The organism is Corynebacterium sp. HMSC064H12, assembly GCF_001809925.1.
Lineage (GTDB): Bacteria > Actinomycetota > Actinomycetes > Mycobacteriales > Mycobacteriaceae > Corynebacterium > Corynebacterium jeikeium_D.
Window position 1 is genome coordinate 1 of the sequence record NZ_KV799343.1, and the last position, 23,471, is coordinate 23,471.

The following is a 23,471-nucleotide window of genomic DNA, read 5'->3' on the forward strand; positions in this document are numbered from 1 at the left end:
GTGGCTTGCCCGGAGCCACTGCAACGTCATCTATGCCCTGTTGACTCGGCGTGAGTTCTTCCGAGAAATCCCTGCTAGAAACATCGCCACGGCTGCGTAGGCCGCTGCGCTGATCACCGCCGGCCCGCGCGATGCGGACCGGCGATCAGTCACGGCTACACCCCCATACGATGTACGTGAAAGTCCCGCCTGACTGTTGACAATCCACATAGGGACCCCGGCATGGCGCAGCGAATCAGCGCCGGGCGCGGGATCCGCCACTCCGAGCTCAATGCCTCCGGTTACCTCGACGGCAAGAAGTTGCGGGTCGTCCAGGCCTGGTTGCCGCCCGACGATCTCGGTGCCGCTCCCTCCCACGACGAGGTCGACCTCAACGATGCTCTCACCGACGGCACGCTGGTCCCGGTCGCGTCGGGCACACCGGGCCTCGCGCCGCTGACCATCGGCACCACCGGCGCGACGTTGCGCATCGGCCGGGTTCCCGCAGGCCGCACCATCGACGTGCCGTTGTCGCGGTTCACCCACTTCTTCGTCGCCTGCGGCTCGGCATCCTTCGGCGACGAGACGCTTTACGACGGCGACGTTGCCCGCATCACGGCCGACGGATCGAATTCAGCGGATTCGGACGAGGTCGACTCGCTGCCCATGACCGCCATCAACGATGCCGAGGTGCTGGCTTGGACCATGGACCGCAGCATCGACTGAGCCCACCAAACGACACCGGATGACGGTATAGACCAGACGCCGAAGGACAGGTACCTCGCCTTTTTCGGATCGACCGGGTCGTCGGACATCTACGTTGCAACGGCCCGGTTCGGCGTTTCGGGCCAACCCCTCGACAAATATGCCAGGTAAGGCTAAGTTAATTGCTAAAGCAGTATTTTACATGCGGGTTAACGGGTCGGCGCAGCCGCCGACACCGTCGGCCCGGCCACACGACGAGTGAGACGCACCATGAATGCACGCGACAGAGATTTCGAACAACTCCAGGGCCACTGGCTACTGGCCCGACTGGGCAAAAAGGTCCTTCGACCCGGTGGCCGGAAGATGACGGAGTGGATTCTCGACCGGGCTCGCCTCACCGACGCCCGCGTCGTCGAACTCGCACCGGGACTGGGGATTACGGCGACGGAAATCTTGAATCGCGCACCGGGGGATTACGTCGGCATCGACGAGGACCCCGACGCCGCCAAGACGACCGGCAAGGTCGTTGGCCACAGGGGCCGGGTCACCGAAGGCAAGGCCCAAGCGACGGGGCTCGGCGATGACTCGGCGGACGCCGTCGTGGGCGAGGCGATGCTCACCATGCAAGGCGACAAGGGCAAGGCGGCGATTCTCGACGAGGTTCGTCGGATTCTCGTTCCCGGCGGCCGCTACGCGATCCACGAACTGGCGTTGACCCCCGACGACCTGGATGCGGCGACGAAAGATGAGATTCGCATCGCGATGTCCAAGGCCATCCGGGTCAACGCCCGACCACTTACCGTCGCGGAGTGGCGAAACCTCCTCGAAGAACACGGATTCGAGGTCGAGCACGTCCGCATTGCGGAGATGGGCCTGCTCAAGCCCTCCCAGATGATCGAAGACGAAGGGATCTCCGGAGTTGCCCGCATCGCAGGCAACATGATCAAGCACCCCGCGGCGCGTAAGCGCGTTCTCGGCATGCGCAGCGTTTTCGTCGAGAACGACGACGCCCTCGCCTCGATAGGCATCGTGGCCCGTCTGCGCGACACCGCCGATTCCGCCGACGCCGCCGATGCGACGGGTGCCGTTTCCAACGCTTCCGAAAGCGGGCGCGAAGCATCGCCCGCCGTCCGACGCGGGCCCGAGATTGAGTTCCTCGACGACGACCAGCAAGCTGAATTGACCGCCGATCCGGAGGCTCTGAGCCTTCATGACGTCGTCGCCGCCGCTCCGCCCGCCAAGGACGGCGACGGCCCGGCGGTGAAACGTCTGCAGACGGCCGACGGGGTAAACATCATCGCCATGCGTTTCCGCTCCGGCCAGGCCTTGCCCGATCACCGCGCTGCACACCCGATTATGGTGCAATGCATCGAGGGCCAGGTGCGCTTCACCGTAGGCGACCGCACCGAGGTCCTCACGCCGGGGACCGTCGCACACCTGCCCACCATGGTCCCACACCGGGTCGACGCAGACGAGGACTCCGTGTTCCTGCTGTCGATGCTCACGTAGATCCGTACACGGGGTTGACCGCCGCACGGGCGGAGCGATTTCGCCGGCCCGGACCGGCCTCGCCGCCGCATCCGGCGAGGGCCCCTTCGGCCGTTCCCCCGAACCACGCGGCCTGCGGCGCGTGCTCATCACCGGCGCCGCTTCCGGCTTCGGCCTCGAACTGGCCAAGCGCTTCGTCGCACGCGGCGATTCGGTCATCGCGACCGATCTGCATGACTCGGCGAACGAGGACGTCGTCAAGCTCGGCGATGCGTGCACCTACCGCGAGCTGGACGTCACCTCCGACGCGGACCGGGAGGCGGCGGCCGCGGCGATAGGCGCGGTGGACGTGCTCGTGCTCAACGCGGGCATCGCGGTCGGCGGGGCGATCGAGAACGTCACCATGGACACGTGGCACCGCGCGCTCGACATCAACCTGCTCGGGGCGGTCTGCGGCTGCCGTGCGTTCGTGCCACTGTTGGAGCCGGGCGCGAAGATCGTGATGACGTCGTCGATTGCCAGCCTGATCCCCCGTGGCGCCCGAGCGGGTAAAGATCAGCTTTTGCGCGCTGACTTTATGCTCGGAGGCTTACGGTCGGAGCTTTACGATCGGACGTTGTGACCAATCACCGCCGGGATAGTAATTGGCGCATCCCCGAAAAGCTCCTTCTGGTATTCGTTCTGCTCGAAAGCGCCGGCATCGTTATCCCTGATGGTGGCTACATTTGTCAGTTTGCGTGCCGACGGTGCGGAGCCCTTTTGGAGCAGTCCGCCACGATTGCCCGCTGTGGTGGCCGCGAAAGCCCCTGCGCTACGGTTTCCAGCAGCGGCGCCCGCGGTTCCGCCAGCAGCACCCGTAGCTCCGGTAGCAGTACGGTTGCGCGCGCTGATTAGGGAATTCATCAATCCACTTCCGCGCTGTGCAGGGCTATTCGAGGCGTTTGGCAAGGCAGAACCAGCAACCCCGGGACCCAAGCCGGTTCCCATCCCGCGCCCCGCTGTTGGCGCTGGCATACGACCAGGGCTCGAAGTCGGAAGTCCCGAGGCCGGTGGACGGGGGCTTGCGTTTCCAGAAGGCGGCAGTGCCGGGATATTGCCCGCTGGTGTGAGCCCCGCAGTGCGTCCTGCGCCGAGAGGGCCAGCCGGCCGGTTGCCGTGAACTCCGTAAGGCGAGACTCCTTGCGGTGACGTGCGTTGAAGTGGGGCGCTCGCTCCCGAAGGGGTGATCATGGCTGGATTCGCCGTGCTCGGTTGAGCCATGGTTGATGTACCGGTCGGGGATGTTGGCGAGATTGTGGAGCTCGTTGGGCTGCTAGGTGATGCAGGGTGCACAGGGGCAGCAGACGGATTTGTGGGGTTCGACAAAGTCGAAGTGCTCGGTTGCACGTGCGAAGGAGCGGAAGGGCTCGCGGATGTGGATTGTGGTGTTGGAGAATCCGGAACAGTTGAGGTGGCACCAACTGGTGTGCTGGCGGCCTGCATGCTTCCAGTCATCCCTGCAGGCGAAAGGCTGAACTGGCTAGTTCCAGAACGCCCGGCGACTGTGGCCCCAACGGACACCTCGGCAGTCACACCACTTCCCGCATCGGCAGAAACTAGGTTAGGAATTCGGGGAATAGCTGTCTGTAGCTGTGCGGTATACGGACCAGAGAGAAAGGCTGCTACCTCGGCCTGTTCAAAAGCCTTTTGCGCGCCAGGGTTTGGGAGTGCCTTGGATTCGGCTTCGATCGCTGATAGTGCATTGACGGCCATCGCCTTCACAGATGGCAATACGGCAAGGTGCCCGGCCATGACCTCAGATGCGGTGGCGATGCTGGTAGCGCGTGCGGCCAGACCTTTCATTGTTGAGTCAGCAGCAGAGAAGACGGCACCGCTGTTGCTCGACACCAAGCCGGATGAGATGGAGGTTAGATTGCTGGCCAACGTGGTCATAGTGTCGGCGAAGTTGTTCCAGTAGGCGATTGCCTCGGCTACGGCACCGTCATTTGTCGAGGAAAACATGGATAGTAGGGACTTCGCATCGAGACCAAGTTCCGCAGAAAGAGTGACTGGCGCGAAAGTGAGACTTCCAGCTTCAAACATCGGCCGACGCTGAAATACACCACTTGTTCGCGCTACTTCAGCAAGGGAAGCGCCGTCACCATTGAACGGGTTAATGCTTCGAAGAATCCGATTCATGGTGGATTCGTGCTCAGTGATCACGCGACGGAAGTCAGCGAGATTCGTTTGCGCCCACGTGAGCTGTTTGCCCATCGCCAAATGGATGGAACTGGCGCTACCAGGACTGCCTGTTATTGCGAGAGAATGCTCATTCGCAACCAGCTGCAAGGACGGTACCTGTGAATAACCGCCCAACGTTGGGTAGGCAGCTGATGACAAACCCGCCGAAACAGAAGATTTACTTAGTTGTGAAATGGCGTTGTCAATAGATGGGATGAAAGCATTAATCATTACAGGTCCCCCAAATACTTCGTAAGCAGATTGTCCACGGGTTTACATAGTTCTTCGGTCAAATCGGAATCATCTTGGCCAGTGATATCGACTGCAAACCCCAACGATCCACGTTCAGTTTCAACGGACGCAATACAGTATGAGAGACCAATTGGGGTTGTCATTGTGTATGTAACCCCGTTGTGGACTCCGTTTTGTCGGTCAATTGGAAGCCCACCGTAACTGGCGAGGTTGGAATGGGCGATCGAAGCTCTCCAAATTCCGAAAACCTCAGACAATGCTGAGCTTTTGGAACCTATGATGCACCCGAGTTGCCTTGTTCCCTTTACACGTTGAGAAACCTCAGACTGCTCCCGGAACCCCAGCCTGTCGAGGCGCCCCATAATCTCAGGGTCGTCACACGGATTGGTCAGGACGAATTCGGGTGCGTCGTAGTTGTAGTGCCCATCGGGACCAAGTGGAGCATCACCGGGCTCCGGCGGATTGTTGGGTGGAAGCACACCCGCGGGTAACGTCACGCCCGAGTCAGTAGTGATGGTTGTCGCATTGTCGCCGGCAGGCTGAACGTCCTTGCCGGATGCCTCGGTCGATGCGCAACTAGTCCCCGTTATTCCCCATAGAAGTGCTGATAGTAGGGCGGCAGTAGTCGCCTTTTTCAATTTTCCCTCCCCAAAGAATTTGTGTGAGAAAGATATAACACTGCGATTACAAGTGCGCTTGCTGAGAAGCCGAAAAAATAGAGCGACTGTGGATAACTTTTTAGGGGTGTGGACAACGCGATCGCCACGCAAAACAACGCCGCTGCACAGCCACAACCTGCATCTTTGGGGTGCGTTCTCCGCGCCGTCGTTAAGCATTTGTGGCAATCGTGGGTGTAATGACCGAAGTAATCCGAACGATTGGTTAGACTATGAGGCGCATTACAAAACCACGGGAGTGCCAACCGAAATTCCGGCACTGAGAGGACGCTAGGGATCGAGCGTCGACCGGACGAACCTGAATCTGGGTAATACCAGCGTAGGAAAGGGATGTGTTGCTTCATGGCCGCACGTGTATCTGTATCCGCTCCGCCGAAAGAGGGCGAGGTTACAACTGGCCCGATTTACCGCAGCAACAAGCATTACGACGAGGTTGCGTTCAGCAACGATTTCGGTGAGGCGAACCTGCGCATTCCAGTCCGTCGAATCAACCTGACGGACGGCACTCACTTCGATGCGTACGACACCTCGGGTATTTACACCGAGGAAAACCCGGAACTGAACCTGAAGGAGGGGTTGGCTAAGACTCGTGACTCTTGGCCGAAGGCTCCGGCAGTGCCGGCGGTTGCAGGTTCTGAGGAGGCCCCGAAGGTCAAGACGCAGCTGGCATGGGCCCGAGCGGGAATTGTCACCCCGGAGATGGCATTCATTGCCGCTCGTGAAAATGTGGATCCGGAAGTTGTTCGCGAAGAGGTTGCTGCGGGGCGTGCCGTGATTCCGGCCAACCACAAGCACCCGGAGACCGAGCCGATGATTATTGGCAAGCGCTTTGCCACCAAAATCAACGCCAACATTGGTAACTCGGCTGTGACCTCGTCCATCTCCGAAGAGGTGGAGAAGATGGTCTGGGCGACTCGTTGGGGCGCGGACACCATCATGGATCTGTCCACCGGTAAGGACATTCACGAAACCCGCGAGTGGATTCTGCGTAACTCCCCGGTGCCGGTTGGTACGGTGCCGATTTACCAGGCGCTAGAGAAGGTCAAGGGTGACCCGGCCAAGCTGACCTGGGAAATCTACCGCGAAACCATCATTGAGCAGTGCGAACAGGGCGTGGACTACATGACCGTTCACGCGGGTGTGCTGCTGCGCTACGTGCCACTGGCCGCCAACCGCGTTACCGGCATTGTCTCCCGCGGTGGTTCGATTATGGCCGCATGGTGCCTCGCGCATCACCAGGAGAGCTTCCTCTACACGCGCTTCGCTGAGCTGTGCGACATTCTGGCACAGTACGATGTCACGTTCTCCCTCGGTGACGGCCTACGTCCGGGCTCCATTGCCGACGCTAACGATGAGGCCCAGCTGGCTGAGCTGCGGACCCTCGGCGAGCTGACCAGGATCGCTAAGTCCCGCGGCTGCCAGGTGATGATCGAAGGCCCAGGCCACGTTCCGATGCACAAGATCGCTGACAACGTGAACTGGGAAGAGGAGTGGTGTGAGGAAGCTCCGTTCTACACCCTCGGCCCGCTGGCAACCGACATCGCGCCGGGCTATGACCACATCACGTCGGCTATCGGCGCGGCAATCATTGCGCAGGCTGGCACCGCCATGCTTTGCTACGTCACGCCGAAGGAGCACCTGGGTCTGCCGAACCGCGACGACGTCAAGGTCGGCGTGATTACTTACAAGATTTCCGCGCACGCCGCTGACCTGGCAAAGGGGCTGCCGCGTGCTCAGGAGCGTGACGACGCGCTGTCGAAGGCCCGCTTCGAGTTCCGTTGGCATGACCAGTTCGCGCTGGCCTTGGATCCGGACACTGCGCTGGACTACCACGACGAGACCCTGCCTGCAGAGCCGGCAAAGACCGCGCATTTCTGTTCCATGTGTGGTCCGAAGTTCTGCTCCATGCGTATTTCCAAGGATGTGCAGGACTACGCGAAGGAACACGGTCTGGACTCCGTTGAAGCTATCGAGGCCGGCATGGCTGAGAAGTCCCAGGAGTTCGCTGATCAGGGTGGTCGCGTCTACCTGCCGATTACCGCGGAGTAATTGGTTGCCTCAAAGCTGCTGAAGCAAGCCGCGGTCGAGCTCTATTGGGCTTGGCCGCGGCTTTCTTTTGCTCTCAGCTATTTCTTCCAATCCCAGCGTTGAGACTCAAACGGGGGTGGATAAGGCGCGCCTTAATAAATGCGTTAGGTGAGCCTAATATGCAGGTGTACATTGCTTGTATGCACAGTCTGAAGTTCTTGACTTTCGATCATTCCCACCGCCATCTTGCGGGGGCTCACGAAACTCGCCTTTCGTCCGGCTCCGAATCATCGCCCGTTGGAGAAGGCAAGCGTCGACCGGTGAGGCAGAGTGCGCGCAGAGGTGTTACTGCGGTTTCGCTGTCCGGCGCCATGGTCCTTTCAGCGTTTGTGTCCCCAGCAATGGCTGAAACTGCGAAGCCAATCGTGCCAGACAACTTTCCCAATGTGATTAATCCAGCGGAGAACTTCCAGCCGCAGGATCCGCAGTATGTCGAATCCCCGGAAGTTTCTGTCACTTTTGAGGACGGCACACCAGCTGAAGGCGCCACAGTTCATCGCGGCGATGTTCTCATTGTTCGCGGCAGTGGTTTTAATCCGTCGGCCAACCGTGGTGGTTACCCGCTTCCAATTCCTCCGGGTGTGCCCAATGGCGTTTACGTTCTCTACAGTGCGTTCCCAGACTCCTGGAAGCCAAGTGAAGGTGCTCCGTCCTCGTCGCGGAAACATCCGCACGACAACATTGCCTGGGTCACGCCGGCTGGAACTCTCGAGGCGATACCGAACCAGGGCGTCGACATGCGACGTTCTATCGCTCGTCAAGCCACTCCGATGACAGATGACGGCAGCTTTGAGGCTCGCATTGTTGTTGACCCGCCAGAGACCCCAGCTGGTGAAAACTGGGGCATTTATGTTTACCCGGCAGCCGGCTCCATTAATGAGGCCGAGGAAATCTACATCCCGTTGAATTATTCGGATGCTCCGGGCAAGAATGCCCCGGCTCCCTCCAGCGAGGATTTAGTAATTTCTGTATCTGCGCTGGAGAAGGTATTCGGCGCACTGGGTGGTGGCGTCACTGCCAAGAACGGTGCCCTAGAGCCTGAGGCCGGTGTCGTCTCATTCACCCGCGACAATGACAACAGTGATGTCGAAGGGGAGAGCTACCGCGGAGAAGTTCACATCACCGCGAAGTTCAGTCTGGTTCATGTGGTCGTTCGTAATCCGCGCATTGAGGAAGGCCCGACCGGAAAGATTATTACGGCAGAGGTCTCGCAGGGCTACGATGTCGGCCCGGATGAGATGGAGCGCATGCCCATAGCCGCCGTGGTCGACAGCGATGGAGATCAGCTGATTACGACCATCGGCACTATTTCACAGATTCGATAGTCCTCCGGCCATCACGGCCGCCAACTGTCGTCCTCCTGGCACTTTGTTCAAAGTAAGCCGTCATACCTTGTGGGTTCTTGCGGGGTGTAACCACTGCCGTATTGGAATCACTACATTAGATAGAGGCGCTTACCAGCGATGAGGAGGAACGTGGGACGGCATAGTCAGGCAGAAGGACCTGTGTCACAGGATGGCGCATCGTCACAGGCTGCGGAGTCGCAACGTGCTGCTGCGAAGTCTCGGTCACAGGTCTCGCGAAAAATGCGGGCTCGCAAACCCAGTCAGACCCCCGCGCTGGCGCAATCGCCTGTGATGAGCTGGCCTCTTATTCTGGTCTCGCAGCTCGGTGGTCTTGCCTCGCTGTTGGCCTGGAATGGTCGTACTCAGCCGGACGATTGGGCTTCGCTCTGGGTAGGCGGGCTACTTATGGACAGGGGACTTGAGTCCCATCTTTATGACGCCGATCCAATCGATTTCACTGCCATGAGTGGAGAGGTCTGGCCACGCCTGGCGCAGGAAGTGTCTGCGCCATTTACGCATCCCTTTGTGCAAAACCCTTTGTTCGCAAAGGCTCTGGGAGTGATATCCCACGTCATGAGCTTTGAAACCTCGGTTGCTTGGTTGCTGTTTCTCTCCGGAATGGCCGTCGTGGTCCTCGTCGTAGCTTCCTACCACCTGTGGTTTCGGTCCACCATGCCCTGGGGTATCGCAGCGCTGGTTACCGCATGCGTATTCGCTCTGCCGACCACTATTAATTCGTTCTGGATCGGTCAGACGACACCGCTGATCGTCGCGGGTGTCGCCTATGGTCTTGCTGCCTCGCGCACTCGTCCTTGGCTCGCGGGCATCGTGCTCGGCATCGTCGCATCCATTAAATTGACTCCGTATGCGCTCATCGCTGTGATGCTCTTTTTCGCTTATCGACGGCGCGCAGCCCTCTGGTCGCTGGCCACCACGGCGGTACTGGCGGTCTGGATGTTTATCCGCGTTGATATGTCGGTAATTTCGGATTGGATTGATCGAATCGGCGACATTGGTTCATCGGTCTTGGTCGGCGGTGCGAATCAGTCGTTGGCGTCGACTTTAGCCACAGACCTGGGCAAACCTGATTTATTAGTAACAGTGGTTCGTGATTACCCGAGTCACGTGAAAACGATTCCGCTGTGTATTGCGCTTGGCGTGGTGTTGATGGTCACGGCAGTTGCGTGGTTGAACCCGGTCTACCGGTTTGAATTTCTGATCACGGGCGCGTGGCTTATTGCAGCTACATTCTCATCGATTCTTTGGACCCACTACATGTTGATGCTGGTCACGTCTGTGTTCGGTTTGGCCGCCATGGCGCGGACCCGATTGACCAGACAGTGGCCGTATATCGGTATTGCGTTGCTAGTGGTCCTGCTGACGTTTCCTGTGACAAACCCGATTGCTGCTACGCCGTATACCGGCGGATTTGTGTACTCGGGGATTACTGCGATGCTCTTGACGCTGGCATTGATGCTAGTTGTTGGTGGCTGCCACGCATTTGCGGTACATCGGTACGGCGATGGTGATGCAGGCGAGGTTGGAGCTGGTTTTGGCAGTGAATTAGCTGCCGCGGAGACGTTGAAATTTCCTCAGCCAGAGCCAATGGTCTTATTCGACTTGAGGAAGCGCTAGATTTAGCGGCTCAGCATAGAGACGATGTCACGGGCGGACATGTCGCTGTAGATCTCGTTTCGGGCGCTCTTAACCTGGTGGCCGAAGTGGACTGCGTTAGCGTCACTGCTGGTGTCGCGGGTAAGAGCCTCGCGCAGCGGCTGAGAGAAAAAGGCGCGCTTGGTAGTGAAAGAGCGGGGGAACAGGTTTTCAAGGCTCACGGTATAAACCCTTTCTGTGGTCGGAATCCGGTCGGGACTCCGGTTTGAGAGGTTCTGTATTCAAATGGTTTTCTTTGATGCGGTTGCCACTATATGTCTGAATATGCCCGATATCGAGTTAAAACGGGCAAAAGTGACTAAGTGGATACCGTTCCCAACATGAAAGCTGCATCACACTGTGGACCGGCTCAATGCTCGGTCACGGTCAGTTGTGGGCTCCAATACAATGAAATCCGGAATCAAATGTGAAGTAGGAGTTTGGTTATGGCTATTTCTTCGGCACCCACCCCTGAGTCCCCGGATTCGGCGGATACCTCGGAAGCGGCATCGCGCAGAGTTCCGGCGGCAGCGCTCAGTCACGTTGAGGATTTAATTGATTTTGTGGCTGCGTCGCCAAGCTCATTTCATGCGGCACAACAGGTCGTTGACCGTCTGAGTGCAGCCGGTGCCACGGTCATCGATGAGCACGAACAGTGGCCAAGTAAACCCGGTGCCTACGTCCTGCGTCGCGATGGCGCTGCCGTTGCTTGGATCGTCCCGGAGACGCCGGCTGCCGATTTCACCGGTTTCCGTATTGTGGGTTCCCACACGGATTCGCCCGGTTTTCGTGTGAAGCCCAACGCGCGCACCTCCGCCGCAGGCTATACGCAGGTCGCCGTTGAAGTCTACGGCGGCGCGTTGTTGGGAAGCTGGACCGACCGCGAAATTGAGTTCGCCGGTCGGGTAATTGATAAAAGCGGCAATGAGCACCTTGCTCGCACTGGCCCGGTTGCGCGTATTCCGCAGTTGGCTATCCACCTCAATCGTGCGGTTAACGAAGAGGGGTTGAAGCTCCACAAGCAGAATCACACTGCACCAATCATCGGACTGGATACTTTCGGCACCGATGTGTACCAGGTCATCGCCAATGCTGCGGGCCTGTCTATCGACGACATCGTCGCCTGGGACCTCATTTCCTTCGACACCCAGCAGCCGCGCACCTTCGGTGCTCACGATGAGTTCCTGGCTTCAGGTCGACTCGACAACCTGCTCAGCGTCCACTCCTCCCTGGTTGCCTTCGAGACCTTGCTCCGCCAAAACTGGAGCACGTCAACCACCATCCCCGTCATGGTCGCTTTCGACCACGAGGAAGTCGGGTCCGCCTCCACTACGGGCGCTGCAGGTCCACTGCTTGCCGACGTTCTGTCCCGCATCGCAGCGGCTACAGGCGCTGACCTGGAACGCACCCAGCAGCTCTACCGCGGTTCCATCTGTCTCTCGGCCGACGGCGCACACGGTGTGCACCCGAACTATGCAGGCGAACACGAGCCGGGGCACCAGCCGGAGCTCAATGCTGGCCCAGTGGTAAAGATCAATGCCAACCAGCGCTACGCCACCACGGCGGTTGGTCAGGCCGAGGTTGTCCGAATCGCAGCGGAAACCTCCAAGCGCATTGGCCAGGAAGTGCCGGTGCAGTATTTTGTATCTGCGAACCACAAGCCATGCGGCTCCACTATCGGCCCGATCACTGCAACGCGACTGGGTATCGACACCATCGATATCGGAGCTGCGATGGTCTCCATGCACTCGGCGCGTGAGATGTGCGGCACGATTGATCCATGGTGGTTGGCCGAACTCACCGTGGATTTCTGGGGTGCCGGACACTAGCAGCTCGCTGGCAGCGCTGAAGTCGTCTCTAGCAGTGGAGATGTTGGGGCGCTGTGGCCGTCGTGAAGCGAAAATGGGTGAGGGAATTTCCGTAGCTGCTCGTCGTGGAGCCTATTTTCTGTCATGCTATGAACCATGACTGATGCTAACGACACCCTGCCGTCGCACCGCCTTGAAGTACCTATCGAAGAGGCGGTGGCATGGCGTCGCCAACTGCACCAGAATCCGGAGCTGAGCTTCCGGGAGTACAGGACCTCGGACATGATTGAGGATTTGCTCAATCAGTGGGACATCCCGACGTACCGGTTGACCCCGACGTCCGTAATTGGCGTCATCGAGGGAACAGCGGGCGACCCCAGCACTGGCCGTGTGATTGGCTACCGCGCGGATATTGACGCCCTGCCGATTCAGGAGGAAACGGGACTGCCGTACGCCTCGCGCACGCCAGGTGTGATGCACGCCTGTGGGCATGATGTTCACACGGCGATGCTGCTGGGCACGGCGAAGGTGCTCTCTGGAATGCGCGATCAACTGCACGGCAAGGTGCTGTGCATCTTCCAGCACGCCGAAGAAATGCTGCCGGGCGGTGCTCGTGAGCTGGTCGACAAGGGCGCCGCCGATGACTTAGATGAGGTCTATGCCTTCCACGTCGCGCCGCATCCGGTGGGGCATGTGGGGATTTGCGCTGGGCGAGTGACAACTATGTCGGGCATCGTCTCCATCGCGATTCGTGGCCGTGGCGGACACTCCTCGAACCCGCAGCTGTCGATTGACCCGGTGCTCATCGCCAGCGAGGCGACTCTCATGCTGAACACGATTGTCTCCCGCGATGTGGATCCGAAGCACATGAACATTGTCAATGTCGGCTCACTGCATTCAGGTGAGGCCGGCAACGTGATTCCGGATACGGCCAACCTGGAAGTGTCCATCCGCTCGGTGGATGAGGCCGACTGGGAGATTGTCTGCCAGCGTATCGAGGCCGTCGTCAACGGCGTCTGCCAGGCTCACGGTGCACAGGCGACTTTCGACTGGCAGATTCCGTACCCGATGGTGGTCAACGCCGACATTGCGGTCAATCGTGCGTGGCATGCGGCGACGAAGGCGGTTGGCAAGTCCAAGGTGTTCGCTGCCGATCCGTGGGCTCCTTCGGATGATTTCTCGTATTTTTCCCGTGAAGCGCCGGGTTGTTACATGTTCCTCGGCACCGGTGGCCCGGAAGCGGGTAATCCCTTCTTTCTTCACAACTCCAAGTTTAAAATTGTGGAGAGAGCCATGGTCAGCGGCATGCGCACGGAAATTCAAATCGCGCTGGATGCACTGAACCCGTCGAAGAGCCAACCGCCGGAGCGCCCTGTCGCATCTCCGACCATGCCCGCAGCAGGTTCCGTGCCTCCACGGCCGCGGAATGCAGGCCTTGGCACGCCGAAGTCGCATGCGGGCCAGGCGCGGGCGTCGTCAAGCGAATCGGCGGGGGAGACCTCACCGACCCCTGAGGCTGCGACGGCACCAGATAATTCCAATCAGCCTCAGGCACCTAGAGAGGATGCATAGGACAATGTCCACTACCCCCAACGCCCCTGATAAGACGCTCGCTGGCGCCGCACCTGAGTGGACGAAGTGGGCGATTGGATGGCACGTCTATCCACTGGGGTTTGTGGGAGCGCCCATCCGTGAGAAGGATCGAGGCGCCGCGCCGGTCAATCGAATTCGCAAACTGATTGACTGGCTTCCGTACGTCCAGGAGCTCGGGCTCAACGTCCTGCAGCTGGCGCCAGTATTCGAGTCGACTAGCCACGGCTACGATACCGAGGACTACTACCGCATCGACTCGCGCCTGGGCACCGAAGAGGACATGAAGGCCGTCATCGAAGCTGCCCATGAGCGCGGCATCAAAGTGCTTTTCGACGGTGTCTTCAACCACATCGGGGCAGAGGCGCCCGCGCTGAAGACCGCGAAGGAAAACCCTGACTCTGAAGAAGCGCAGCTCTTTGCGTTTACGCACTCAGATGGCGACATGACCGCGCCGGTGTTTGAGGGACATGAGAGTTTGGTCGAATTCGATCACACCAGTGACGCGACTGTTGATTTTGTCGTGAACGTCATGAATTACTGGCTGGCGCGGGGGATTGATGGCTGGCGCCTGGATGCGGCCTACGCAGTGGATCCACAGTTCTGGCACAAGGTTTTGCCGCGAGTGCGTGCTGAGCACCCGCATGCTTTTATCTACGGGGAGGTCATCCACGGCGACTATGCGGAGATTGTGTCGGTGTCCGGCATGGACTCGGTGACGGAATACGAGCTGTGGAAAGCGACCTGGTCGGCGCTGAAGGAGGAAAACTTCTTCGAGTTGGACTGGACTCTGAAGCGCCATAACACCTTCGCGGAGTCTTTTGTGCCGGTGACGTTTGTGGGAAACCACGATGTTTCACGCATTGCGACACAGGTAGGGGCCGACAAGGCCGTGCTGGCGGCAGCGGTGCTGTTTACCGTGGCCGGTGTGCCACTGGTCTACTACGGTGACGAACAGGGCTATACCGGTCTCAAAGAGGAACGCATCGGCGGTGACGACCAGGTCCGTCCAGTGTTCCCGGATAGCCCGGAGGAACTCTCTACGCTCGGCGAGGCTCTCTACCGCTCCTATCAGCAGCTCGTTGCGTTGCGCCGCCGCTTCCCATGGCTGCACTCCGCTCGCGTGGAGACTGATGAATTGCGCAATGGTTTCCTTCGCTACCGCGTGATCGCGACCGATGCGGCGCTCGTGGACGATGCTGCCGGGGCCTCGGGTGAGGCTGGAGCTTCCGGCGAGATGCCCTCGCTCATTGTCGAGCTGAACCTGGAAAATGGCGCAACGAGTGCGGTAATCCGTGATGGTGACCACGTGGAATTTGAGTTTTCCTAAGCTCTCATCGTGGCTCTAGGCTGCCCCCAGAGAACCAAAACCGCCCGGACACCATGGCCGGGCGGTAATTCTTTCGTGCCCCATCGATGAGTGGGCACAAGGAGTAGCGACTGCGTTTCTGTTTGCTAACTACCCCGGTTTTCGCAGTTTCAATTAGTGAATCTGCAGTTACATCTCTGCGGTCTCAGCAGGAGTCATCTCGTCGGAGGGTGCCGGGGTGGTGGCCTTCTGCTCGAAGGTCTCCGACGGGTTGGCCTGGTCGCCGACCTTGACGTCCGAGTCAACCTCGTTCGGGGGAGAGCAAGCGACCAGGGCTGCTGCGGCAATGGCGGATGCGGCGATAGCGCCGGCGATGCGGTTACGCATGGATGTGGCTCCTCTGTCGGAAAAACAATAGCTACAAGGGCTAATGAACTTTTCTCACATTATCTTAAAGCAATATCTTAGAGGATTCTTAACGGCTTGCGGGAACCAAGGGGCCAATCGCCCCCGCGCCGATGCATAGCGTTGCCCCCGGAGTCGCTTTCTCCACATCGACACGGAGAGTATTTCCGCCACCGTTGAGGTACGCATAGCGCGGCCGCAGATCGTTGTTCATCTTCACGACCGTGGAACCAGCGCGGGTTTGCTCTTCAGTCTCGAAAGGATTGGGTAGCGACAGGCGCACATCCATGTCCTCAGAGGCGGTGGCCGGGAACTCGAGCACCCAGTCGCCGAGCTTGATGATGTTCTCAAGCTTGATGTCCTCCGACGCAGTGCCGTCCTCACCAACTGTGATGCGATGGCCACACTGCTCGACAGGGCCATCGGTGACCCGGGTGATCTCGGAGACCTTGGCGTCGATAAGCGAACCGTCGGTATTGAACATGCGCGGGTGACCGGTGACGCGCTCAAACGGAGGGCGATCGGAGACTGCATCAAAGACCCGCGAGTACATGTTCATCGGAGCGGCGACGGGCACGAGAATCTCGAAGGGGACGGGCTGGTCAATGAGGTTGTAGTCGATTGCCTTGTCGGGGCCAGCGGCGTCGGCCTCCTCGCGCAGCGCGGACAGCGACGCCTTGGTGTTGCCAATCCACTCCATTGCGATGTCATCAGACCAGGCATTGCGGTAAGTAACCACGGAAATCGAGGAGGTGACAGCCAGTGCGACACCCAGCGACCAAATCAGAATGTGCGTACGAGTCGGTAGCAGAGCCGGCGCCTCGTCCTTTGGCGGGAGTCCCGCCAGGGAGACCGCGACACAGATAGCGATCACGAGCGCGACATCAGAGTAGTAGTGCAGAGTGTGCGCCAGCACGCCAGAGGTGTTCTCTCCCGAGCGGAACAGGGTGATGGCGAACAAGGTGGTGAACATGTACGCCACCGATAGCGTCCACGGAGCCCAGCCACGGTAGTCGCGGCCAATGAGGGTGGCAGACAGAATCAACAGAATAATGCCGCCGAGAGTAATCAGCTGAGACGAAGCGGAGGCAAACGGCTGTCCCGGAGCCCAACGTTCCCAGCTTGTTGGCCCGCCGATGATGCCGGCAAAAATCTGGCCGAGGCCGTTGAAGAACAGTTCGGGCTGTAGCTTGTCAGAAATGAAGCCGGTAGTTTCGGCGGGGCCGAAGTAGTACCACAGTGCCCAGGCGCCGGTCAGCAGCATCGATGGGATCCAGATGACTAGGCCGCGACGGAGAACCTGCAGGATATTGCTGCGCTCCATGTAAGCCAAAGTGATGACAACCAGCATCGAAATCGGCGCGATAGCCAGGGACTTCTCAAAGAATCCCAGCGCCACTGCCAGCAGTACAAACAGACCAGCGGCTTCCCACGGGCGGGGGCCGAAAGAACGACGCATAGTGGTGCGAATAGCGACAATCATGAAAACCACGAATGCCAGGTGGAACGGCTGGGAATTGGCCGCAGCCGACCACCAGGTGTCTCCCGGAAGCATCAGCGGAGTCCAGGCGACGACCGTGATGAGGAAGAGCGACACCAGCGTGCGGCCAGTGAGAAGCTCAAAGAGCTTAGTGGTGGCGTATGTCAGCGCTACCGACATCACGGCCATGGTGATAGCCGGCAGCCACCAGTTCCACGGCGCAATGAGGTGATAGAGGCCTTGCACCAGGAAGGCCAGTGGTGCAAGGTGCCCGTCGTGGTCCTGAAGCAGGTAGTCCTTGCTCAGCAGCGGGGTGTCGTAAAGGTGGCCAACGATGATGAAGTCATCCCAGTAAAAACCATGGCTAGTCAGAACCAGAATGCGAGCGACAAGCTGTATCGCAATAACAACTCCGATGAGTGGCCACCACTGCTTCGCAGACAGGTCAAGTCTCTCGCCCCACGTCAATGTGGGCATGTAGTATGGGCGAGAACTTTCCTGCTCAGCGGTGTTGTCAGCACCACGGAACTCGACAGTTTTCACTGCGGAATCCGCGGCTGTCCCCTCATCGCCGACTGTCGGCGGATGAGGGGTTTGGGCAGTTGGGGTATCTCCAGTAGATGACCGCTCGGCTTTAGTCATGGTTCCTTATGTTATCTAGGCCATCTGCTGGGCGCGGTAGGGTAGGCAAAAGTTAGTGCTTAGGGCGTGTCGGCACAGGCCCCATATGCCGCTAATGAATACATCAAAATCTTTTGAGCAATATCGCTCGAGTTAAAGAAAAATGGGAGCAAGTGAGATGACGCAATCGGCGAGTGCAACACGCGCTAACTTCTCGTGGCGCAATATTGACATCATCATTGCAGCTGTTATCGGCGTGGCCGTTGGCCTGATCTTTGTTATCTGGAACATCATCGGCGGTGCGGGCTATGAAGCAGTCAACGCGCTTACTCCTGGCCTTGGCGGTTTGGTCGCGGGTATGTGGTTCCTCGGTGGGCCGCTCGGCGCGTACATCATTCGCAAGCCGGGTGCCGCTATCTTCGTCGAGGTAATCGCAGCGACAGTTTCAGCACTAATCGGTAACCAGTGGGGTATCTCCACCCTGTACTCAGGTTTGGCGCAGGGGCTCGGCGCGGAGCTGGTGTTCCTTGTTCTGGCGTACAAGAGCTACAACCTGGCCACCGTGGTTATCTCCGGTCTCATGGCAGGTGTCGGCGCGTGGACCTTTGAACTTTTCACCGGCAACCTGGCCAAGACTTTCGAATTCAACGTCATCTACCTGATCTCCACGGCGCTGTCTGGTGCCGTCCTCGCCGGTCTGCTGGCTTACTTCCTGGCTAAGGCACTGGCGGCAACTGGAGCGCTGGATCGGTTTGCCATCGGGCGAGAGCGGCACGGCGACGTCTAGGAAAAATCGATGACAGATGAGGAGTTGACGCGGGGGCCGTCGTCAAGCGGAAATGTCCCTGCGGTGAGCGCGCGGGGGTTCGGATATCGGCACGCGGGGCGCAAAGCTGCGGTACTGAATGACATCACGCTGGACGTCGAGCGTGGTGAAAAGGTGCTGTTGCTCGGCGCGTCGGGGGTGGGGAAGTCGACGCTGCTTGCCGCTATTGCTGGCGTGCTTGGCGACGACTCCGATGGCGAAGCCACCGGAGAGCTCCTGATTGAAGGTTGTACTCCCGCTTCCGCAAGGGGCGCGGTGGGCTTAGTGCTGCAAGACCCTGACTCGCAGACGATTAGTGCCCGCGTTGGCGACGATGTTGCCTTTGGTGCGGAAAACCTTGGCGTTGCCCCGGCTGAGATCGGCAACCGAGTACGCGCCAGCCTGGATGTGGTGGGACTGGATTTGCCGCTGGACCATCCCACGCACCGGCTTTCCGGGGGACAGAAACAGCGCCTCGCATTGGCGGGTGTGCTGGCGATGGGCGCACGGGTCATTTGCTTGGACGAGCCGACGGCCAACATCGATCCGGCCGGTGTGCCGGTACTACGCGATGCGGCGATTACCGCGGCGGAGAGAACCGGTGCGGCGCTGATCGTGGTCGAGCATCGGGTGGATGCGTGGGTCGATGTGGTCGACCGCATCATCGTGCTGGGCCGCGAAGGTGTGATTGCCGATGGTGCGCCTCATCGAGTCTTGGAAGACCACGGGCAGGCTCTGACGGATGCTGGGGTGTGGATTCCGGATGCACCGCCCGCGCTGCCGGACGCGCGTTCCGTTGCCTGCGACCAGGACGGGCACCCTAGCGGTGACATCGCGATTGAAACCCGCGAGTTGGCCATCGGCTATGGCGCGAAGAAGTCTTGGTTCAGCGGTGGCGAAACTGTTGAACCGATTGCTCGCGGTGTATCAATTTCAATCCCATCTCAAGCTTCCACCTGCATTGTTGGTCACAATGGCAGCGGCAAGTCCACGTTAGCGCTGACGCTCGGCGGTCTGCTTGAGCCGATGGCGGGGACGGTCCAAGTGGCAGGCAGCGGTAGCGCGCCGTGGAAGTGGCCGTCGAAGAAGTTGGCTACTCGTATCGGCACGGTGTTCCAGGATCCTGAACACCAATTTGTCACCGGCACCGTGCTGGAAGAGTTGCAGCTCGGCCCCAAGCTCGTCGGTGTTAACGCCGATCAGCGCATCGAGGAATTGCTCGAGCGGCTCCGGTTGACGGCGCTGACCAAGGCGAACCCATTTTCGCTTTCCGGCGGTGAGAAGCGACGTCTGTCGGTGGCGACCATGCTGGCGACAGCGCCGGATATTGTGCTTCTCGACGAACCGACCTTCGGCCAAGACCGCCGGACATTCACCGAGCTGCTCACTTTGCTTCGCCAACTTGCAGACGACGGCCGAACTGTTATTTCGATTACCCACGATCCGTTGGTGGTCCAAGCGATGGGGGACTACGTCGTCGACATGGATGCGTTTCATCCGGAGCGGTCAGGCCGTGCGGCACCGGGACAGCGTGGTTCGGGGGAGCAGGCCGGTCCGAGCAGCAGTAAAGGTTCGCGCGGCCAGGGTGAAGCAGGAGGGACATCGTGACTGAAGTCGGTTCCGCCGGTACGGCTGAAGGTACGCAGAGCGCCACTTCGAGTAAGCAGCCTTTCCTCGCGACGGTCAACCCGGTGGCGAGAGTACTGGGCCTGTTCTTGCTCACCACACCGCTGCTGATTTCCATCGACTGGGTCTCCGCAGTGGTCGCGCTTGTCTGCACGCTTTTCTTGGTGCCGCTGTCGGGTTTGGGTTTTCGTCGTTTTCTAGGACGCAGCCTGCCACTTCTTATCGCCGCGCCCATCTCAGGAATCTCGATGGCGCTCTACGGCAACCCGGAGGGCAAAGAGTATTTCTCCTTTCTGCTTGCGCATGTGACGGATAATTCCATTTCCCTGGCCATCGCGATTATGTTGCGTGTGCTGGCTATCGGTACTCCAGTTATCGTGCTGACAGCCAATATCGACCCCACCGATCTGGGCAATGGGCTGGCGCAGATTCTCAAGCTGCCCAGCCGCTTTGTGCTGGCAACGGTGGCGAGTCTGCGACTCGTCGGCCTATTCATCAGCGATTGGCAGGCGCTGACCCGAGCCCGTCGCGCACGCGGTTTGGGTGACCACGGCGCAATCCGCCGCATTATTTCCCAGGTGTTCGCTCTGCTGGTGTTCGCGCTGCGCCGCGGCACCAAACTGGCTACAGCCATGGAAGCCCGCGGCTTTGGTGCACCGATTAAGCGTACGTGGTGGCACACCTCGACATTGGCCGCGCGTGACTATGTCACCATGGCCGCCTGCCTTGCCATCGCCGTCGCAGCAATCGGTATTTCCGTGTGGGCCGGGGAGTTCCGCTTCCTGGGTGTGGCGTAGCAAAGGCGTTTCGATCACGATGATTCTGCTTATCGATGGCCGTTCCGGCAGTGGCAAAACCACCTTTTCGGCAAAGTTGCACAGTATCCTCGGTTGGCCAGTTATCCACTTGGAGGATGTATATCCGGGCTGGTCCGGTCTGCAGAAAGCATCGGCCGCAGTTGCGGAGACCATTTTGAACCCCGCTCTACCGGCCGATGAGCGCGGGTATCGCCGGTGGGACTGGTACGCCAGTGAATTCGCCGAGTGGGTCCCCACGCCACCGGACTCCTCGCTCATCGTCGAAGGCTGCGGCGCTGTCACTGAAGCTAACCTTGCCGCTGCCCGCGCCATCGGCGACGGCAACGCCTGGGGAGTCTGGGTAGAGCTGGACACACAGACTCGATTTGCCCGTGCCATGGCTCGCGACGACCACTTCGAGGAACACTGGGACATGTGGGCCGAGCAGGAATCCCAGCATATGGCGAAGCACAATCCGCAACAGCTCGTCGACTGGACCATCAACGTCCCAGAACAGTTAACGTGGAAGCTCTGATGAGAAAAACACTCGCGTGCCTCGGTGCAGGCTTCGGTTCCATGCTCCTCGTCGGCGGACTACGCGTCGCCGCTAATTCGGAGCTACGCCCACCACGCCTGCCCAATCGCAGACCTCCGCGGTGGGTTCTTCCCACAGTAGGTGCCGCGTGGACACTGGCCAGCTGCCGCGCCTACTACGCTCGCGCATCGCATCGCTTGACGACGCCCCTGCTCGCCGGCCTCGCAGTACCAGGAGCCGCAGCGATCGTTTTCGAGGCCGTTCGCCTTCGATGTGCAGCCCAAAAACCAACTCTGCCGCCACACACCGTGGTTGTACTGGGATGCGGATTGAAGAACAATCGGCCCTCGGCCCTGCTGGCCAGAAGATTACAGCGAGCAGTCTCAGCGTGTGATGAGCGTACCGAGCGAATCATCTGCTCCGGTGGGGTCGGCAGTGAAGCGGTGACAGATGCCACCTGCTCCGAAGCGGACGCCATGGTGGAGTGGTTGGAGGCGAACGCTGGGGACGTCGTAAAGCGCGGCGACATCGAGTTGATCCCCGAGGACCAATCGACGAATACGTCGGAAAACATTGACTATGCGTGCGAATTGATGCGCGGCATGGACGGTGCGTTGAGCGCTGGAACGGTTGTTGTGACCAGTGATTTTCATGCGCCACGGGTAGCGAAGCTCATGCGCGAACGGGGGCTGGAACCCTGGTGTGTCGTCGGCGCCTATACGCCGTTGAGGTACTGGGCGACATCGCTGCTGCGGGAATTCCTCGCGCAGTTTATTCTGTGGGCGCCGAGCGGCAACGCGAGAATTTTACGAATTTCGCGGGTAGGGCGAAGCGTTAGCCACTAGTATCGAACGAAGATAAATACGTCGTGCGGTGATAGTGCTGCGTAGAAATGCGTAGAGCGCGATATCGAACACGACATCGGAATCATTAAATCGGGAGGAACACCCACATGGCTTTGACCCCAGGATTCGACCTGTTCCAGCTGCCAGAGGAGCACCAGGAGCTCCGCGCCGTTATCCGTGATCTGGCGGAGAAGCAGATTGCTCCGTACGCAGCGGACGTCGATGAGAACGAGCGTTTCCCGGAGGAGGCCCTGAAGGCTCTCAACGAGGCTGGATTCAACGCCGTCCACGTGCCGGAGCAGTTCGGTGGTCAGGGTGCGGACTCGGTTGCGGCCTGCATTGTCATTGAGGAAGTTGCTCGTGTCTGTGGCTCGGCTTCTCTTATCCCGGCTGTGAACAAGCTGGGCACCATGGGCTTGATCCTCAAGGGCTCCGACGAGCTGAAGAGCAAGGTCCTGCCGGACATCGCCAACGGTGAAATGGCTTCCTACGCACTGACTGAGCGTGAGGCCGGTTCGGATGCCGGTTCCATGAAGACCCGCGCGGTCCGTGAGGGCGATGAGTGGGTCCTCAACGGCTCCAAGTGCTTCATCACTAACGGTGGCCGCTCCACCTGGTACACCGTCATGGCTGTCACCGACCCGGAGAAGGGTGCCAACGGCATCTCTGCATTCATGGTCCACAAGGACGACGAGGGTTTCCGCGTCGGTGGCCTGGAGCACAAGCTGGGTATCAAGGGTTCCCCGACCGCGGAGCTGTACTTCGAAAACTGCCGCATCCCGGCTGACCGCATCATCGGCGAAGAGGGCACCGGTTTCAAGACTGCCCTGGAGACCCTGGACCACACTCGCCCGACTATTGGTGCACAGGCACTGGGCATCGCGCAGGGTGCATACGACTACGCCGTTGGTTACGTGCAGGAGCGCCAGCAGTTCGGCAAGCCGATTGCTGCTTTCCAGAACACCCAGTTCATGCTGGCTGACATGCGTATGAAGATTGACGCTGCTCGTCTCATGGTCTACACCGCAGCCGCTAACGCTGAGCGCGGCACTGCTGAGGGCGGCGCTCGCCTGGGTCTGATGGCCGCAAACGCCAAGACCTTCGCCTCTGACGTTGCTATGCAGGTCACCACCGATGCCGTGCAGCTGCTCGGCGGTTACGGCTTCACCCGTGACTTCCCGGTTGAGCGCATGATGCGTGACGCCAAGATCACCCAGATCTACGAGGGCACCAACCAGATCT

The 23,471-nt window shown here is 59.7% G+C and carries 20 protein-coding genes and 1 riboswitch; of the genes, 16 read left to right on the plus strand and 4 right to left on the minus strand.

Going from position 1 to position 23,471, the window contains the following annotated elements:
• The first annotated feature begins 222 nt into the window (after nucleotides 1-222).
• The 3 genes from HMPREF2681_RS06335 to HMPREF2681_RS06345 all read left to right on the plus strand — a co-directional run bounded on the left by HMPREF2681_RS06335 (nucleotide 223) and on the right by HMPREF2681_RS06345 (nucleotide 2,794).
• Nucleotides 223-705 carry a pirin family protein gene (locus HMPREF2681_RS06335; protein ID WP_048732946.1) on the plus strand — a complete coding sequence of 161 codons (483 nt, stop codon included), beginning with the start codon at nucleotides 223-225 and terminating at the stop codon, nucleotides 703-705.
• A gap of 249 nt (nucleotides 706-954) precedes the next feature.
• On the plus strand, nucleotides 955-2,193 hold the full coding sequence (locus HMPREF2681_RS11325) for a methyltransferase domain-containing protein (RefSeq protein WP_083280599.1): 1,239 nt from the start codon (nucleotides 955-957) through the stop codon (nucleotides 2,191-2,193).
• Between the two features lie 121 nt (nucleotides 2,194-2,314).
• A complete protein-coding gene (locus HMPREF2681_RS06345; RefSeq protein WP_070546444.1) occupies nucleotides 2,315-2,794 on the plus strand; it encodes an SDR family oxidoreductase in 480 nt (159 codons plus the stop codon).
• Here HMPREF2681_RS06345 and HMPREF2681_RS11260 read toward each other — a convergent pair.
• The gene (locus tag HMPREF2681_RS11260) at nucleotides 2,776-3,075 is read right to left on the minus strand and encodes a hypothetical protein (RefSeq protein ID WP_246822708.1); all 300 of its coding nucleotides are present in this window, start codon (nucleotides 3,073-3,075) and stop codon (nucleotides 2,776-2,778) included. The two genes, HMPREF2681_RS06345 and HMPREF2681_RS11260, sit on opposite strands and share 19 nt — an antisense overlap.
• Nucleotides 3,076-3,961: 886 nt before the next feature.
• On the opposite strand from HMPREF2681_RS11260, the gene HMPREF2681_RS11265 reads away from it, so the two are divergent.
• The 4 genes from HMPREF2681_RS11265 (at nucleotide 3,962) to HMPREF2681_RS06370 (ending at nucleotide 10,390) form a co-directional block, all read left to right on the plus strand.
• Complete coding sequence (locus HMPREF2681_RS11265) at nucleotides 3,962-4,129, plus strand: hypothetical protein (protein ID WP_224433626.1); 168 nt, start codon at nucleotides 3,962-3,964, stop codon at nucleotides 4,127-4,129.
• Between the two features lie 1,414 nt (nucleotides 4,130-5,543).
• Nucleotides 5,544-5,665: riboswitch (TPP riboswitch) on the plus strand.
• On the plus strand, nucleotides 5,664-7,370 hold the full coding sequence (gene thiC, locus HMPREF2681_RS06360) for a phosphomethylpyrimidine synthase ThiC (RefSeq protein WP_070546449.1): 1,707 nt from the start codon (nucleotides 5,664-5,666) through the stop codon (nucleotides 7,368-7,370). It overlaps the preceding riboswitch by 2 nt.
• 380 nt (nucleotides 7,371-7,750) lie before the next feature.
• Nucleotides 7,751-8,734 carry an HtaA protein gene (locus tag HMPREF2681_RS06365; protein WP_224784255.1) on the plus strand — a complete coding sequence of 328 codons (984 nt, stop codon included), beginning with the start codon at nucleotides 7,751-7,753 and terminating at the stop codon, nucleotides 8,732-8,734.
• A 180-nt stretch (nucleotides 8,735-8,914) separates the two neighbouring features.
• Complete coding sequence (locus HMPREF2681_RS06370) at nucleotides 8,915-10,390, plus strand: glycosyltransferase family 87 protein (RefSeq protein ID WP_242451377.1); 1,476 nt, start codon at nucleotides 8,915-8,917, stop codon at nucleotides 10,388-10,390.
• 2 nt (nucleotides 10,391-10,392) lie between these two features.
• On the opposite strand, the gene HMPREF2681_RS06375 is transcribed toward HMPREF2681_RS06370, so the two are convergent.
• Nucleotides 10,393-10,590, minus strand: coding sequence for a hypothetical protein (locus tag HMPREF2681_RS06375; RefSeq protein ID WP_048732933.1), 198 nt, complete (start codon nucleotides 10,588-10,590; stop codon nucleotides 10,393-10,395).
• Nucleotides 10,591-10,854: 264 nt separating this feature from the next.
• Here HMPREF2681_RS06375 and HMPREF2681_RS06380 point away from each other — a divergent pair, with 264 nt between their 5' ends.
• The 3 genes from HMPREF2681_RS06380 (at nucleotide 10,855) to HMPREF2681_RS06390 (ending at nucleotide 15,136) form a co-directional block, all read left to right on the plus strand.
• A complete protein-coding gene (locus HMPREF2681_RS06380; RefSeq protein ID WP_048732931.1) occupies nucleotides 10,855-12,237 on the plus strand; it encodes a M18 family aminopeptidase in 1,383 nt (460 codons plus the stop codon).
• Between the two features lie 135 nt (nucleotides 12,238-12,372).
• Nucleotides 12,373-13,788, plus strand: coding sequence for a M20 metallopeptidase family protein (locus HMPREF2681_RS06385; protein WP_049193643.1), 1,416 nt, complete (start codon nucleotides 12,373-12,375; stop codon nucleotides 13,786-13,788).
• Between the two features lie 4 nt (nucleotides 13,789-13,792).
• Entirely contained in the window at nucleotides 13,793-15,136 is a 1,344-nt protein-coding gene (locus tag HMPREF2681_RS06390) for an alpha-amylase family protein (RefSeq protein WP_070546451.1), read from the plus strand.
• A gap of 168 nt (nucleotides 15,137-15,304) precedes the next feature.
• Here HMPREF2681_RS06390 and HMPREF2681_RS06395 read toward each other — a convergent pair whose 3' ends face one another.
• Nucleotides 15,305-15,502 (minus strand): hypothetical protein, encoded by a 198-nt coding sequence (locus HMPREF2681_RS06395; protein WP_038628285.1) that lies wholly within the window; start codon nucleotides 15,500-15,502, stop codon nucleotides 15,305-15,307.
• A gap of 88 nt (nucleotides 15,503-15,590) precedes the next feature.
• Nucleotides 15,591-17,642 (minus strand): DUF2339 domain-containing protein, encoded by a 2,052-nt coding sequence (locus HMPREF2681_RS06400; protein WP_070546452.1) that lies wholly within the window; start codon nucleotides 17,640-17,642, stop codon nucleotides 15,591-15,593.
• A 157-nt stretch (nucleotides 17,643-17,799) separates the two neighbouring features.
• On the opposite strand from HMPREF2681_RS06400, the gene HMPREF2681_RS06405 reads away from it, so the two are divergent.
• The 6 genes from HMPREF2681_RS06405 to HMPREF2681_RS06430 all read left to right on the plus strand — a co-directional run.
• A complete protein-coding gene (locus HMPREF2681_RS06405; protein WP_069359579.1) occupies nucleotides 17,800-18,408 on the plus strand; it encodes an ECF transporter S component in 609 nt (202 codons plus the stop codon).
• A 9-nt stretch (nucleotides 18,409-18,417) separates the two neighbouring features.
• The gene (locus HMPREF2681_RS06410) at nucleotides 18,418-20,034 is read left to right on the plus strand and encodes an ABC transporter ATP-binding protein (RefSeq protein ID WP_070546454.1); all 1,617 of its coding nucleotides are present in this window, start codon (nucleotides 18,418-18,420) and stop codon (nucleotides 20,032-20,034) included.
• Nucleotides 20,031-20,849 carry an energy-coupling factor transporter transmembrane component T family protein gene (locus tag HMPREF2681_RS06415; protein ID WP_070437971.1) on the plus strand — a complete coding sequence of 273 codons (819 nt, stop codon included), beginning with the start codon at nucleotides 20,031-20,033 and terminating at the stop codon, nucleotides 20,847-20,849. The genes HMPREF2681_RS06410 and HMPREF2681_RS06415 overlap by 4 nt, the downstream gene beginning before the upstream one ends.
• Before the next feature lie 19 nt (nucleotides 20,850-20,868).
• Nucleotides 20,869-21,384, plus strand: coding sequence for a nucleoside/nucleotide kinase family protein (locus tag HMPREF2681_RS06420; RefSeq protein WP_049193649.1), 516 nt, complete (start codon nucleotides 20,869-20,871; stop codon nucleotides 21,382-21,384).
• Nucleotides 21,384-22,229 carry a YdcF family protein gene (locus tag HMPREF2681_RS06425; RefSeq protein WP_049193650.1) on the plus strand — a complete coding sequence of 282 codons (846 nt, stop codon included), beginning with the start codon at nucleotides 21,384-21,386 and terminating at the stop codon, nucleotides 22,227-22,229. Before HMPREF2681_RS06420 ends, HMPREF2681_RS06425 begins: the two co-directional genes overlap by 1 nt.
• A gap of 107 nt (nucleotides 22,230-22,336) precedes the next feature.
• Nucleotides 22,337-23,471 (plus strand): acyl-CoA dehydrogenase family protein (locus HMPREF2681_RS06430; protein WP_070546456.1); only part of this gene is annotated, 1,135 nt, incomplete at its 3' end.

Coding starts and splice junctions, on each gene's coding strand:
- HMPREF2681_RS06335 (WP_048732946.1), top strand. CDS start 223: ATGGCGCAGCGAATCAGCGCCGGGCGCGGGATCCGCCACTCCGAGCTC.
- HMPREF2681_RS11325 (WP_083280599.1), top strand. CDS start 955: ATGAATGCACGCGACAGAGATTTCGAACAACTCCAGGGCCACTGGCTA.
- HMPREF2681_RS11260 (WP_246822708.1), bottom strand. CDS start 3,075: ATGAATTCCCTAATCAGCGCGCGCAACCGTACTGCTACCGGAGCTACG.
- HMPREF2681_RS11265 (WP_224433626.1), top strand. CDS start 3,962: ATGACCTCAGATGCGGTGGCGATGCTGGTAGCGCGTGCGGCCAGACCT.
- thiC (WP_070546449.1), top strand. CDS start 5,664: ATGGCCGCACGTGTATCTGTATCCGCTCCGCCGAAAGAGGGCGAGGTT.
- HMPREF2681_RS06365 (WP_224784255.1), top strand. CDS start 7,751: ATGGCTGAAACTGCGAAGCCAATCGTGCCAGACAACTTTCCCAATGTG.
- HMPREF2681_RS06380 (WP_048732931.1), top strand. CDS start 10,855: ATGGCTATTTCTTCGGCACCCACCCCTGAGTCCCCGGATTCGGCGGAT.
- HMPREF2681_RS06385 (WP_049193643.1), top strand. CDS start 12,373: ATGACTGATGCTAACGACACCCTGCCGTCGCACCGCCTTGAAGTACCT.
- HMPREF2681_RS06390 (WP_070546451.1), top strand. CDS start 13,793: ATGTCCACTACCCCCAACGCCCCTGATAAGACGCTCGCTGGCGCCGCA.
- HMPREF2681_RS06395 (WP_038628285.1), bottom strand. CDS start 15,502: ATGCGTAACCGCATCGCCGGCGCTATCGCCGCATCCGCCATTGCCGCA.
- HMPREF2681_RS06400 (WP_070546452.1), bottom strand. CDS start 17,642: ATGACTAAAGCCGAGCGGTCATCTACTGGAGATACCCCAACTGCCCAA.
- HMPREF2681_RS06405 (WP_069359579.1), top strand. CDS start 17,800: ATGACGCAATCGGCGAGTGCAACACGCGCTAACTTCTCGTGGCGCAAT.
- HMPREF2681_RS06410 (WP_070546454.1), top strand. CDS start 18,418: ATGACAGATGAGGAGTTGACGCGGGGGCCGTCGTCAAGCGGAAATGTC.
- HMPREF2681_RS06420 (WP_049193649.1), top strand. CDS start 20,869: ATGATTCTGCTTATCGATGGCCGTTCCGGCAGTGGCAAAACCACCTTT.
- HMPREF2681_RS06425 (WP_049193650.1), top strand. CDS start 21,384: ATGAGAAAAACACTCGCGTGCCTCGGTGCAGGCTTCGGTTCCATGCTC.